We start from the raw sequence: 12,990 nt of genomic DNA, 5'->3' as shown, positions 1-12,990 counted from the left end.
GTACCGGTGGGCGAGGGGCCGTTGAGGTGAGCGGGGCCGGTCAGCCGCGCTGGATGCCCGAGCTGTCCTGGAGGACGCCGCGGCGGCCGTCCTGGGTCTGCGCGACCAGGTTGGCGCCACGCTGCTCGACGGCCAGGTACCAGGTACCCGGCGCCAGCTCGGCGATCGGCGTCGGGGAGCCGTCCTCCGCGAACAGCGGACGCGGCACCGGCACGGCGAACCAGAACGGGGAGAAGTCCCCGGCCGGCTGCGCCTGCGCCTGCTGCGGCGCCTGCGGCTGGCCGGGCTGGGGCTGACCGGGGTGCGGCTGGCCCGGCTGCGGCTGGCCGCCGAAGGACGGACCGGGCTGACCCGGCTGACCAGGCTGTCCGGGCTGGCCCGGCTGACCGCCGTACGGCTGCTGCTGGGCGCCCGGGTAGCCGTAACCACCCTGGGGCTGGCCGCCGTAGGGCTGCGGCGCGGCCGGACGGGCGGCCGGGATCAGGGTGCCCTTGAGGGCCGGGAGCAGCGGCGTGGCCACGGCCGCGGCGGCCATGACCAGCGTGGCGACGAGAGCGAGGATCAGGCCCGTCCCGGCACCGATGCCGCTCGCACCCCCGTCGTTGTCGAAGGCGCCCGCCGGGTCGAAGATGTTGCCGAGCGCGCACCACGCGGCGAAGACCGTGAACGCGATGCCGAACTGGCCGAGGTCGAGACCGGCCACCTTCCTGGGCTGCGGCATGGCGCGGTTCACGACGACGAGCGCGGCGCCGATGACGCCCGCCAGGACGACACCGAGCACGACCGAGCCACTGCCCCACAGGCTGGGAATGTCGGCGCTGTCCGGCGCACCGTCGATCGAGTAGATGTCGAGGAACGACGCGATCAACAGCAACACCGCTGCTCCGATCACCACGCCGTCGCCTCGAGTGAGCGAGCGGATATTCACTTCAGGTCCTTCGTAGGTCGTCTCGTCGTCGGTAGAGGCGTCGCTGTCACGACGGCGCCGAAAGGTTCCGGTGTGAAGCGCGGGGGTGGCCCCTCATCGTACGGACGACACTATCGTCCGGACCTCGGGGCTGTCCGCAGGGATCGGGACGCCGGGCGTTACCCGCGCAGGAAACTCACGATTCCCTCAGACATCCCCTCCGCCGCCTTCTGCCGCCAACTGCCGCTGGTCAGCAGGGCCGCGTCCTTGCTGTCGCGCATGTTGCCGCACTCGATGAACACCTTGGGAACCGTTGACAGATTGAGACCGCCCAGGTCCGTGCGCGTGACCAGACCGGTGCCGTCGCCGAGGTAGTTCGAGGGGGCGGTGCCCGTGACGCGCACGAAGCTGCCCGCGACGCGCTTGCCCAGTTCGGCGGAGGGCGCCACGATCGCGCGGGTGTCGGCGGCCCCGTCGTGCACCGAGCCGGGCATGATCACGTGGAAGCCGCGGTTGCCCGCCCCCGACCCGTCCGCGTGGATCGAGATCGCGGCGTCGGCCTTCGCGTCGTTGCCGATCCGGGCCCGTTCGTCCACGCAGGGGCCGAAGGAACGGTCGCCGTCCTGCGTCAGCTTCACGGTCGCGCCCTGCTCCTCCAGCAGGGTGCGCAGCCGGTGGGCCACGTCGAGTGTGAACTTCGCCTCGGGCCAGCCCGCGTTGGTGGCCGTGCCGGTCGTGTCGCACTCCTTCCAGTGCGTACCGACGTTCACCTTGCGGTTGATGTCGGACGCGTGCTGGAAGTTGGCGGGGTTGTGGCCGGGGTCGATGACGACGACCTTGCCCTGGAGCGGCCCGGAGGCGGGGAGTGCGGAGGCGGAACCGGACGGCGCCTTCGACGTGGGGGCGGGTGACGAACCCGCGGGCTTCTTGGCGTCGCCGCCCTCGGACGCGGGTGCACCGGAGGCCGACGGCGCCGCCGACGTCCGTACGGCGCCCGCCCGGTCGGAGCCGCCCCCGTCCCCGTCGTCGGGGCCGCCGACCGCCGCGTACACCCCCCACCCGAGCAGCGCCCCCGGCACCAGCGCGGCGACCGCCACGGTCAGCGGGCGGCGCAGCGGGGAGCGGCGGGGCTGGGGAGGTTCGAAGTCCGGGCCTGTGTACGACACGTCAGCGACTCTAACCGTGCCCTCAGATCCCCGCGCCGGTTCGCCGCAGGACGCGCAGCGAGTCGGTCGCGGAGACCTCGGTGAACGCGCCGGACGCCAGCGCCCTGAGGTGGACGCGGTACGGGGCCTGGCCGGTGAACTCGTCGGCCGGGTCCGGGAAGACGTCGTGGATGGCCAGCAGGCCGCCGTCGGCCACGTGCGGGGCCCAGCCCTCGTAGTCGGCGTTCGCGTGCTCGTCGGTGTGGCCGCCGTCGACGAAGACGAGGCCGAGGGGGGAGTTCCAGAGCGCCGCGACCTGGGGGGAGCGGCCGACGAGTGCGATCACGTGCTCCTCCAGACCGGCCCGGTGCAGGGTGCGGCGGAAGGTGGGCAGGGTGTCCATCACGCCCAGCTCCGGGTCGACCGTCTCCGGGTCGTGGTAGTCCCAGCCCGGCTGCTGCTCCTCGCTGCCCCGGTGGTGGTCGACGGTGAGCGCGGTGACCCCGGACCGGCGGGCCGCGTCGGCGAGCAGCACGGTGGAACGCCCGCAGTACGTGCCGACCTCCAGCAGCGGCAGCCCGAGCCCGCCCGCCTCCACGGCGGCGGCGTACAGCGCGCGGCCCTCGTGCGCGGGCATGAACCCCTTCGCGGCCTCGAAGGCGGCCAGGACGTCGGGGGCGGGGCTGGTGGCAGGGCTGGGGGTGGAGGCGGGGGCCGCGGTCATGGGGGCCTTTCGGTGATCGTGCGGGGCGTTGCAGGGGAGTTGCGGGGGTGTACCGGCGCCCCATGCTGCCGTACCCCCCGCCGCGTGCTGCGACAGGGGGTACGGGGGCCGGGAGGACGGGGCGAGGGTCAGGCGGGGACCGTCTCGCCCGGCAGGGACAGGTCCAGGTCGACCTGGCGGTCACCGCCGTGGGTGGCCGCGTGGGCGAGCGGGGCGTGGCCCGCGGCACGGGCGGCCAGGACGTACGGGCCCTGGGCGGGCACGGCGAGGGCGTAGCTGCCGTCGCCCGCGGACAGGGTCGCGCCCGCCTGCCGTCCGTGCCGGTCGATCAGGGTGACCTTGGCGCGGGCGACGGGGGCGCCGTCGGCGGCCAGCACCCGGCCCCGGAAGCCGTGCGGGTGCTGCCCGGCCCCGGCGAGCGCCTGCTCGGCGCGGGCCAGGTTCGCGTCCTCCTCGCTGCTCGCGCGCAGCTGCGAGACCGCCGCCGGGGTGCTGCGGGGGAGGAAGAAGGCCAGGACCAGGCCGACGGCGACCGCGCCCGCCGCGATCATGAAGGAGACGCGGAAGCCGTGCAGGGTGGGGACGGCGACGCCGCCCACGTCGTTCGCCGTGTTGGCCAGCACCATGCCGATGACGGCGCTCGACACGGACGTACCGATGGACCGCATCAGCGTGTTGAGACCGTTGGCGGCGCCCGTCTCGGAGGCCGGGACCGCGCCGATGATCAGGGCGGGCAGCGAGGAGTAGGCGAGGCCGATGCCCGCGCCGATCAGCACCGAGGTGACGACGGTCTGCCAGGCGGCGCTCATCAGGCCGAGGCCGCCGGCGTAACCGATCCCGATGATCACCAGACCCATGATGAGAGTGGTGCGCGGGCCGTAGCGGGCGGACAGGCGGGCGTACACCGGCGCGGTGAACATCATCGTCAGGCCCAGCGGCGCCACGCACAGACCGGCGACCACCATCGACTGACCGAGGCCGTAGCCGGTCTCCGAGGGCAGCTGGAGGAGCTGCGGCAGGACGAGGGAGATGACGAAGAAGGAGACGCCGACCATGATCGAGGCGAGGTTGGTGAGCAGCACCTCGCGGCGGGCCGTGGTGCGCAGGTCGACCAGCGGGGCCGCGACGCGCAGCTCCATCAGGCCCCACAGGAGCAGCACCACGACGGCGGCGCCGAACAGTCCGAGCGTGGTGGGCGACGACCAGCCCCAGTCGCTGCCCTTGCTGATCGGCAGCAGGAAGAGGATCAGACCGGCGGTCAGGCCGAGCGCGCCCGGCAGGTCGAACGAGCCCCTGGCGCGCAGCGGGGACTCGGGTACGACCAGCAGGGTCAGGGCGATGGAGACGACACCGAGGCCCGCGGCGCCGAAGTACAGGGCGTGCCAGTCGGTGTTCTGTGCGACCAGGGCCGCGGCGGGCAGCGCCAGGCCGCCGCCGACGCCGATCGAGGAACTCATCAGGGCCATCGCCGAGCCGAGCCGCTCGCGGGGCAGCATGTCGCGCATCAGACCGATGCCGAGGGGTATCGCGCCCATCGCGACGCCCTGGAGCGTACGGCCGACGATCATCGGGACCAGGGCGTCGGTGAGCGCGCTGAGCAGTGCGCCGACGACCATCACGGACAGGCTGGCGATCAGCATGCGGCGCTTGCCGAACAGGTCGCCGAGCCGGCCCATGATCGGCGTGGCCACGGCTCCGGACAGGAGCGTGGAGGTCAGGACCCAGCTGGCGTTGCTGGGTGAGGTGTCCAGAAGTCGGGGCAGGTCCTTGATGACCGGGACCAGCAGGGTCTGCATCACCGCGACGACGATGCCCGCGAACGCGAGCACCGGGACGGTGGCCCCGCTCGCTCGCCGCGCGGGCTCGTCGGTCGTCGTGTGGGACATGGGGTGGGGCCTCCAGGCCGGAGTTGGCGGGTGCGGTGCGTGATCGTGATACGTGCAAGCTGAACCTCGTGCGCCCGGGCAACTATTCCGTTGCTTCGAGTCCCTAACTAATTCTTGACCTTCTCTTGGCGTTCAGGGGAGGGAGACGGAGGGGAGGGGAGGGGGGAGACCCGGGGAGACCGAGCAGGTGGCCGGGGGACGGCTAGGTCGCGAGACCTAGGCCGGTCCGGGGCCGAAATACCGATGCAAGGGGCAGGCCCGGGTTGAGACCATGACACCCATGCTCGAAGCCACCGGTTCCTCCGCCTCCGCCGCCACGCGGATATCCCCGCGCCGTACCCCGCCCACCTGGCTGGTCGTGGCGCTCGCCTGCGCCGGACAGTTCCTGGTCGTGCTCGACGTGTCCGTCGTCAACGTCGCCCTGCCCTCGATGCGGGCCGACCTCGGCCTGAGCGCGCAGGGACTCCAGTGGGTGGTCAACGCCTACGCCATCGCCTTCGCCGGGTTCATGCTGCTCGGCGGGCGGGCCGGCGACCTCTACGGGCGCAAGCGGATGTTCCTGGTCGGGCTCGGGCTCTTCACGCTGGCCTCGCTGGGCGGCGGCCTCGCCCAGGAGGGCTGGCAGCTGCTGGTCGCCCGCGCCCTGCAAGGGCTCGGCGCGGCCGTACTCGCCCCCTCGACGCTGACGATCCTGACCGCCGCGGTGCCGGAGGGCGCGGCGCGGGCCCGCGCGATCGCGACCTGGACCGCCGTGGGCGCGGGTGGCGGCGCCGCGGGCGGTCTGGTGGGCGGCGCCCTGGTGGACGGGCTGTCCTGGCGCTGGGTGCTGCTGATCAACGTGCCGGTGGGCGCGGTCGTGCTGGCGGGTGCCGCGCGGTGGCTGGCCGAGAGCAGGGGCGGCCCGCGGCGCCGTCTCGACCTGCCGGGCGCGCTGCTGGTGACCGCCGGTCTCGCCACGCTGGCCTACGGCATCTCGCAGACCGAGTCCGAGGGGTGGGCGGCGCCGGCGGCCCTGGTGCCGCTGCTGGCCGGACTCGTGCTGCTCGGGCTCTTCCTCCTCGTCGAGGCACGGACGGCGGCGCCGCTGATGCCGCTCGGGCTGCTGCGGCTGCGGTCGGTGGCGTCGGCGAACGTGGCGATGCTGGTGTCCGGCTCGTCGATGTTCTCCATGTGGTTCTTCATGACCCTGTATGCGCAGAACGTGCTGGGCTACTCGCCGCTGGAGGCCGGAGTGGCCCTGGTGCCCAGCTCCCTGGCGGTGATCCTCGGCTCGAAGGCCGCCCCGCGGTTCCTGCCGGTGCTCGGGGCCCGGAACGTGGCCGTGCTCGGCACGCTCGTCGCGGCGGTCGGCTTCGGCTGGCAGTCGACGATGACCGCGGACGGCGGCTATGTGACCGCGATCATGATCCCCGGCGTACTGATGATGCTGGGCGCGGGCATCGCGGCGACCCCGCTGGCCTCGCTGGCCATCTCCGGCGCGGCACCCGGGGACGCCGGACTGGTCTCCGGGCTGATCAACACCTCCCGGACGATGGGCGGTTCGCTGGGACTCGCGGCGATGTCGACGATCGCGGCCACCCGGTCCGGGGGCGAGGACGCGGGCCCGGTGGCCCTGACGGACGGCTACGCGCTGGTCTTCCGCACGGCAGCGGTGGTCCTGGTCGCCGCGGCCCTGCTGATGTGGCTCTGGCTTCCGGCAGGCCGCCCGAAGCCCGAGCTGAAGGCCAGCAGCACCGACTGATCACCCCAAGGGGGCACCTTCTGTCGCCGGGTTCCTGGAGCGCCCCTGAAAGGGGCGCGGGGCGGTATCCATGTGCGGCTCCGCCGCGGGGCGCGACCAGCCCCCACCGGCCCGCAGCCGACGAACGGCGCCGGGGCCCGCGGCCACTCAGAGCCACCCCTGCCCCCGCGCCGCGCGGAGCGCCTCCGTGCGGTTGCGGGTGGCGGTCTTGCCGATGGCCGCGGAGAGGTAGTTGCGCACCGTGGACTCGGACAGATGCAGCGCGCCGGCGATGTCGGCGACCGTCGCACCGTCCGCCGAGGCCCGCAGGACGTCGCACTCCCGCGCGGTGAGCGGGCTGGGACCCGCACTGAGCGCGGCGGCGGCGAGCGCCGGGTCGACGACCGTCTCGCCGTCCAGCACCCGGCGGATCGCCCCGGCCAGCTCCTCCACCGGGCCGTCCTTGACCAGGAAACCGGCCGCGCCCGCCTCCATGGCCCGCCGGAGGTACCCGGGGCGGCCGAACGTGGTCAGGATCAGCACCCGGCACCCGGGCGCCCGCTCCCGCAGCTCGGCGGCGGCGTCCAGGCCGCTCAGGCCCGGCAGTTCGATGTCGAGGAGGGCGATGTCGGGGCGGTGCGTGAGCGCGGCGGCGACGATCTCGTCCCCGGCCGCCACCTGCGCGACCACCTCGATGTCGTCCTCCATCCCGAGCAGCAGCGCGAGCGCGCCCCGCATCATGCCCTGGTCCTCGGCGAGGAGGACGCGAACGGGGTGGGCGCGGGGCGTCTCGTCGGTCACGGGGCAAGAGTAGAGGGCAGGTGCTCAAAGGCAGGTGCTCAAGGGCGGACGCACCGGAAGCCCGCGACCTCGCCCGGCGCGGGCGCTACGCCGGTGCGCCCACCGGCTTCCCCTCCGCCAGAACCGGCAGCTCCGCCGTCACCGAGAACCCGCCCCGCGGTTCCACTCCCGCCGTGAGCGACCCGCCCGCCGTGGCGAGGCGTTCCCTGAGCCCGGTCAGACCGGTACCCGGCCCCTGGGTGGAGGGAGCGGCGCCCGTGCCGTTGTCCGTGACCGTCAGCCGGACCCGGTCCGCGCTGCCCGCGACCGCGATCTCGCACCGGCTCGCCCCGCTGTGCCGTACGACGTTGGTGACCGCCTCCCGCACCACCCACCCCAGCAGCGCCTCCGCCTGCGGGGGCAGCGGCGGTCCTGAGCGGCGCACCACCGGGTCCACGTCGGCCGCGCTCAGCGCGGAGCGCGCCCGGTCCAGCTCGGTGCCGAGGCTGCCCTCCCGGTAGCCGGTGACCGCCTCGCGGACCTCGGTCAGCGCCTGGCGGCCGACCGACTCGATGTCCGTGATCTGGGTCAGCGCCGCGTCCAGGTCGCGGGGCGCCAGCCGGCGGGCGGCCTCCGACTTGACCACGATCACCGACAGCGTGTGTCCCAGCAGGTCGTGCAGATCCCGCGAGAACCGCAGCCGCTCCTCCGCCACCGCCCGCGTGGCCAGTTCCTCCCGGGCGGCCCGCAACTGCCGTACGGCGTCGGACAGGCTCAGGATCGCGGCCGTCACCATCGTCGACAGGAAGGTCCCGTAGGCGATGTTCAGGCCCGTCCAGCCGTCCTTGACGCCCGCCACCGCACCGGCCACCACCGCGAGCGACCAGCCCCACCGGCCCAGCCACCGGCCGCGCAGCGCCGCCCCGGCGGCCAGGCCGAGCAGCGGGAAGAACAGCAGCCAACTGCCCCCGTACGCCAGGGCCAGACCACAGGTCACCAGCGCCATGGCGGCCAGCGCCAGCCGCGTGGACGGCGACTCGCGCAACTCCTTGTCGAAGGAGCGGAAGGCGACGTAGATGTAGAGCGAGTTGAAGACGAACAGGCCGAGGCCGCCGATCCAGGGGTTGGCGCTGTTCCCCTGGAAGATGTTCGCCAGACTGCCCAGGCCCATCAGCAGCCACGGCAGCAGCGTGAAACCGGTGGGCGGCGGCCCCATCCGCTCGCCCGATCCGGCCGGATCGGACTGCCGTGCCAGCTGCCACGCGTCCAGACGGCACGACATCCTGTGCAGCCGCCCTCGGGTCCCGGTCATGGGTGTCGGCTCCCTTCCACTCCGGCGCCCGGGGCGCTCAGTCGTTCGCCGCGACACGGCGGTAGGACAGGACGGCGTACGCGCCGAAGGCCAGCAGCCACCCCGTCAGGACGAGAATGGCACCCGCGGGAGGCGCGTGCCCCGTGGCGATCGAGGTGCCCAGCTGCGCGAAGCGGTTGGTCGGGGTGTACGCCGACACCGTGCGCAGCCACTCCGGGAACAGCACCAGCGGGAACCACAACCCGCCGAGCACCGCGAGACCCAGGTTGGCCACCATGTTCGCCACGCCCGTGGTCTGCCCGGTCAGCCGGTAGCCGTTGCCCAGCCCCAGCAGTGTGAAGGGCACGGAGCCGAGCCACAGCAGCAGCGCCAGCGCCGCCCACTGCCAGGCGTCCAGCCGTACGCCGTTGAGCAGACCGCCCGCGGCGAGCACGGCCGTGATCGCGGGCAGCACGGTGACCGTGGCGGTCAGGGCACGGCCCACGACCACCTGGTGCGGGCGCATCGGAGTCACCCGCAACTGCCGCAGCCAGCCGATGGCACGGTCCTCGGCGACCCCGCCGCCGGTGTTCAGGGCGGAGCCGACCGCGCCGTAGGCGGCCATGCCGACCATCGCGCCCGTCTTCCACTCGCCCGCGTCGCCCCCGAGGTTGGTGAACAGCAGGTACATCAGCACCGGCATGGCGACACCGCCGACGACGAAGCCGGGGTCGCGCAGGGTGCGGCGCGTTTCCAGGATCAGGTAGTCCCTCATCACACGCTCTCCTTCTCCGGCACCGGTGCCGCCGTCGTCAGGGCCAGGAACGCGTCGTCCAGGGACGCGGGGGCGACCTCCAGGCCGCGTATCGCGCCGAGCCGCGCGAGGGCGATCACGGTCGCGTCGGAGTCCTCGGTGCGCAGCAGCGCGCGGTCCCCGCGCACCTCCAGCGAGCGGACCCCGGGCAGCAGCGTCAGGTCCTCGGTGGCCCGCCCGGCCAGGTCGAAGGAGACGCGGCTGCCGCCCGCCGCCCGGCGCAGCTCGTCACCGGTGCCGTCCGCGACGATCCGCCCCCGGTCGACGACCAGGATCCGGTCGGCGTGCGCCTCGGCCTCCTCCAGGTAGTGGGTGGAGAACAGGACCGTGCTGCCGCGCCGGGCGTACGCCCGCATCGACTGCCAGAAGGCGTGCCGGGCCTCCACGTCCAGGGCCGCCGTCGGTTCGTCCAGGACCAGCAGGTCGGGGCGGCCGGCCAGGGCGAGCGCGAACCGCACGCGCTGCGTCTGCCCGCCGGACAGCCGGTCCACGCGCCGCCCCGACAACTGCGCGATCCCGGCCAGCTCCAGGGCCTGCCCGACCGGCATCGGCGCCGGATAGCGGCCGGCCACGAAGGCGACCAGCTCGCCCACGGTGACCCGGGGCACCGCTCGCGCCTCCTGGAGCATGGCGCCCACCCGGCCGGCGCGCACGGCACGCTCCGCAGGCCCGCCGAACAGCTCCACGGTGCCCGCGTCGGGCGGGCACAGGCCGAGCAGCAGCGCGATCGCCGTCGACTTGCCCGCGCCGTTGCGGCCGAGCAGCGCGACCGTCTCGCCGCACTCGATGCGCAGGTCCACGCCGTCGACGGCGCGGACGTCGCCGTAGGCCTTGGCCGCTCCCGTGAAGGCTACGGCGGAGGTGGTGCCCTCTGTCGGTCTCATACCGGTGACGCTACGGAGTCGGCCCGGACGGGCGGCAGATGCGGTTGTCCGGAGTTGGCGATGACAAATGTCATGGGTGGCCGGCGTCCCGTACGGTCGGGGCTGTCCGTGATCGTCGTCGTGCCCGGGTCGTCGTGCCCGGGTCGTCGTGCTCGGGTCGTCGTGCCCGGGAGGAGCAGGAGGGCCATGCCCATCGACGCAGCCGGGGCGCTCGCCGCCGCGCCCCGGGTCCGTGAGATCGCCTGGGACCACAAGGACGTCCAGCTCTACCACCTCGGCATCGGCGCCGGACGGCCCGCCACCGACCCGCGCGAGCTGCGCTACACCCTGGAGTCCCGGCTGCACGTCCTGCCGAGCTTCGCGACGGTGGCCGGCGGCGGCGCCCCCGGGGTGATCGGCACCCTGTCCGCACCCGGTGTCGACGTCGACCTCGCCCGCGTCCTGCACGGCGGGCAGCGGCTGCGCCTGCACCGGCCCGTCCCGGTGCGGGGCCGGGCGAGCGCGGCCTCGCGCGTCGTCGCCGTGTACGACAAGGGCACGGCGGCCGTCCTCGTACTGCGCACCGAGGTCACCGACGCGGACGGGCCGCTCTGGACCGACGAGGCCGAGGTCTTCGTACGCGGGGAAGGCGGCTGGGGCGGTGACCGGGGCCCGTCCGGACGCCCCTCGCCACCGCCCGCCGACCCGCCGGACCAGGTCGTGGAACAGGCCGTACGGGAGGACCAGGCGCTGCTCTACCGGCTCTCCGGCGACTGGAACCCCCTGCACGCCGACCCGGAGTTCGCGGCGCGGGCCGGATTCGAACGGCCCGTGCTGCACGGACTGTGCACCTACGGCGCCGCGCTCAAAGCGGTCGTCGACACGCTGCTGGACGGCGACGTGACCCGGGTGCGCGACTACCGCACGCGGTTCGCCGGGGTGGCGTACCCGGGGGAGACGCTGCGGATGCGGATGTGGCGGACCGCCGGGACGGGGGGTGCCGGGTCCGGCGGTGCCGGGACGGGGGAGGTGCGGGTGGCGGTGAGCGCCGTGGAGCGCGACGACGCGCCCGTCCTCGCCGACACGGTCGTCCGGCACGGGTGACGGCAACCTGATGACGACAACGGCCCCGTCCGCCGGATGCGACGAACGGGGCCGGAGCCGCTTGCTTTCGTGTGTGCCTGTGCCTGTGCCTGTGCCTGTGCCTGTGCCTGTGCCTCTGGCTGTGCCCGTGCTTGTCCTGCGCGGGCCGTCAGGCGGCCGTCTCGGACTCCTCGGCCGGCTTGCGGTGGCGGCCCTGTGGAGTCGCCACGCCCTCCTGGCTGGAGAACGGTCCACGGTGCTTTCCGTGGCCGGTGTCGGTCTCGGAAACGTCGGCACCGGCGGCCTGCATCGGCTGGGTCGTGCTGGCGTCGTTCATCGGAAGGAATTCACCCCGTCAACATGATCTTTCCTACAACCGGGCGAGTTTAACCGGCACACCTCGGGCCGAATCCAGGCGGCCACGCCAACCGGCACTACTTCGTTACAAGCCGTGCCAGCGGGGCCTGTTGCAGCGGTACGGGGCAGGGCCGAGCGGGTGTGGAAGCGCGCGTCGACGGGTCCGTCGCGCCGGGGTCGCCTGACTCGTCCGGAGCCGATTCCCCGGCGTCCGCCGCATCCCCGGCGTCCGCCGCATCCGCCGCATCCGCAGGGTTCCCCGGGTCTCCCGCGTCGTTCGCCGCCTCCGTCCGCCCGCCGCCCGCGTCGGGTACGGCCAGCCGGGCCACGCCGCACGGCGACTGCGGTGTGGAGCACGGCAGTCGCAGCTCCCCCTCCGGCGTCCACAGCCCGGCGCCCGTCAACCAGCCCTCGGGCGCGGGGAGATGCCGCACCTGCCGCTCGGCGGGCCGCCACACCCCGACCCAGCTGCCGAACGCGCCGTCCACCCGCAGGGCCACCGCACAGCGTTCCGGGGTCAGCACCTGCCCCGGCTGGATCGCGAACGGCGTCACGACGCAGTCCGGCATGCGCAGGCACTCCGGGAAGCGCACCGGCAGCGTGCTGCCGAGGACGCCCCAGCCGAGCCGCTCCCGCCCCGGCGAGGGGGCGTCCGAGCCGATCAGCACCAGCCCGCTGTCCGGGTCGGCCAGCAGGAGCCGGTCGTCGCTGTCCGCGGCGATCTGCAGCAGCGGCGAGACCTCGCCGCCCCGCTCCAGGTCCACCACCACCGCCTTGGTGCGCCCGCCGGTCTCCCGGTCCACCGCCAGCATCCGGCCCGTGCGGTCCAGCCAGACCCCGCCCGAGCAGCGGCCGGGGATCTCCACCACCCGCTCCGGGCCGAAGGCGCCGCCCGCCACCTCCCAGAGCACCGTCGAACGCGGACCGGCCGCGAGGGCGTACGCCCGCTCGCCGCCCGGGGCCGGCGGCAGCAGCCGCAGCCCGGTGGTGTCCGCCGGGCACTCGACCGCGCCGAGCGGCAGCTCGCCGGTGCCGGGCCCGGTCGGATACAGCAGCGCGAAGACGTGCCGGCCGGCGGCGACGCGGTGGACCAGGACCCGCCCGTCGCCCATCGGCTGCACCTCGGTGCCCGCCTCCTCGGGCTGGTTGCCCGGCAGCGGCACCGCGTACGGCTCGGGGCCGTCCAGGGTCCAGCGCTCCGGGTACCAGGAGTCGCCGTCCTGCCCGCTCCGGGCGAGACGCGCGGCGTAGGCACCCGCCGCGGTGATGCTGCAGCCCGCCCGCGGGGCCCCACCGTTCCCGGGGTCCGCCGAGGGCTCGATCGCACAGGCCGTCATCGTTCGGTCACCTCCGGCGACGAAGCTAGTTTTCGCACGCACGGGCGGGGGACCGGAGCGGCCCCCATCACACATACGTGTGT

Annotated in this window: 12 protein-coding genes; 2 read left to right on the top strand and 10 right to left on the bottom strand. The window is 74.2% G+C overall.

From position 1 onward, the window contains the following. Positions 1-40: 40 nt before the first annotated feature. The 4 genes from ACZ7MF_RS35570 to ACZ7MF_RS35555 form a co-directional block, all read right to left on the bottom strand. Complete coding sequence (locus tag ACZ7MF_RS35570) at positions 41-928, bottom strand: hypothetical protein (protein ID WP_471482311.1); 888 nt, start codon at positions 926-928, stop codon at positions 41-43. Positions 929-1,086: 158 nt separating this feature from the next. Beyond that, a complete protein-coding gene (locus ACZ7MF_RS35565) occupies positions 1,087-2,073 on the bottom strand; it encodes an N-acetylmuramoyl-L-alanine amidase (protein WP_471482310.1) in 987 nt (328 codons plus the stop codon). A gap of 22 nt (positions 2,074-2,095) precedes the next feature. Further along, positions 2,096-2,776 carry a class I SAM-dependent methyltransferase gene (locus ACZ7MF_RS35560; RefSeq protein ID WP_471482309.1) on the bottom strand — a complete coding sequence of 227 codons (681 nt, stop codon included), beginning with the start codon at positions 2,774-2,776 and terminating at the stop codon, positions 2,096-2,098. Positions 2,777-2,904: 128 nt separating this feature from the next. Then, complete coding sequence (locus ACZ7MF_RS35555; RefSeq protein WP_471482308.1) at positions 2,905-4,662, bottom strand: MFS transporter; 1,758 nt, start codon at positions 4,660-4,662, stop codon at positions 2,905-2,907. 280 nt (positions 4,663-4,942) lie between these two features. On the opposite strand from ACZ7MF_RS35555, the gene ACZ7MF_RS35550 reads away from it, so the two are divergent. Continuing rightward, a complete protein-coding gene (locus ACZ7MF_RS35550) occupies positions 4,943-6,403 on the top strand; it encodes an MFS transporter (protein ID WP_471482307.1) in 1,461 nt (486 codons plus the stop codon). A gap of 147 nt (positions 6,404-6,550) precedes the next feature. Here ACZ7MF_RS35550 and ACZ7MF_RS35545 read toward each other — a convergent pair whose 3' ends face one another. The 4 genes from ACZ7MF_RS35545 to ACZ7MF_RS35530 all read right to left on the bottom strand — a co-directional run bounded on the left by ACZ7MF_RS35545 (position 6,551) and on the right by ACZ7MF_RS35530 (position 10,151). Next, on the bottom strand, positions 6,551-7,183 hold the full coding sequence (locus ACZ7MF_RS35545; protein ID WP_471482306.1) for a response regulator: 633 nt from the start codon (positions 7,181-7,183) through the stop codon (positions 6,551-6,553). 85 nt (positions 7,184-7,268) lie between these two features. Beyond that, positions 7,269-8,474: a sensor histidine kinase gene (locus ACZ7MF_RS35540; protein ID WP_471482305.1), complete on the bottom strand. Its 1,206-nt coding sequence runs from the start codon at positions 8,472-8,474 to the stop codon at positions 7,269-7,271. Positions 8,475-8,511: 37 nt separating this feature from the next. After that, positions 8,512-9,228 carry an ABC transporter permease gene (locus ACZ7MF_RS35535; RefSeq protein WP_471482304.1) on the bottom strand — a complete coding sequence of 239 codons (717 nt, stop codon included), beginning with the start codon at positions 9,226-9,228 and terminating at the stop codon, positions 8,512-8,514. Then, positions 9,228-10,151 (bottom strand): ABC transporter ATP-binding protein, encoded by a 924-nt coding sequence (locus tag ACZ7MF_RS35530; protein WP_471482303.1) that lies wholly within the window; start codon positions 10,149-10,151, stop codon positions 9,228-9,230. Before ACZ7MF_RS35530 ends, ACZ7MF_RS35535 begins: the two co-directional genes overlap by 1 nt. Positions 10,152-10,337: 186 nt before the next feature. Between ACZ7MF_RS35530 and ACZ7MF_RS35525 the strand changes: the two genes are divergently transcribed. Continuing rightward, positions 10,338-11,234 (top strand): MaoC/PaaZ C-terminal domain-containing protein, encoded by an 897-nt coding sequence (locus ACZ7MF_RS35525; RefSeq protein WP_471482302.1) that lies wholly within the window; start codon positions 10,338-10,340, stop codon positions 11,232-11,234. A gap of 148 nt (positions 11,235-11,382) precedes the next feature. On the opposite strand, the gene ACZ7MF_RS35520 is transcribed toward ACZ7MF_RS35525, so the two are convergent. Both ACZ7MF_RS35520 and ACZ7MF_RS35515 read right to left on the bottom strand, forming a co-directional pair. Beyond that, positions 11,383-11,550 (bottom strand): hypothetical protein, encoded by a 168-nt coding sequence (locus ACZ7MF_RS35520; RefSeq protein WP_115741833.1) that lies wholly within the window; start codon positions 11,548-11,550, stop codon positions 11,383-11,385. Between the two features lie 97 nt (positions 11,551-11,647). Then, positions 11,648-12,907 carry a hypothetical protein gene (locus ACZ7MF_RS35515; RefSeq protein ID WP_471482301.1) on the bottom strand — a complete coding sequence of 420 codons (1,260 nt, stop codon included), beginning with the start codon at positions 12,905-12,907 and terminating at the stop codon, positions 11,648-11,650. Positions 12,908-12,990 lie beyond the last annotated feature (83 nt).

The sequence above is a fragment of the Streptomyces sp. NPDC111628 genome (assembly GCF_055635195.1).
The sequence above is the reverse complement of the archived record's forward strand: the minus strand, read 5'-3'. Positions and strand labels throughout refer to the sequence as shown.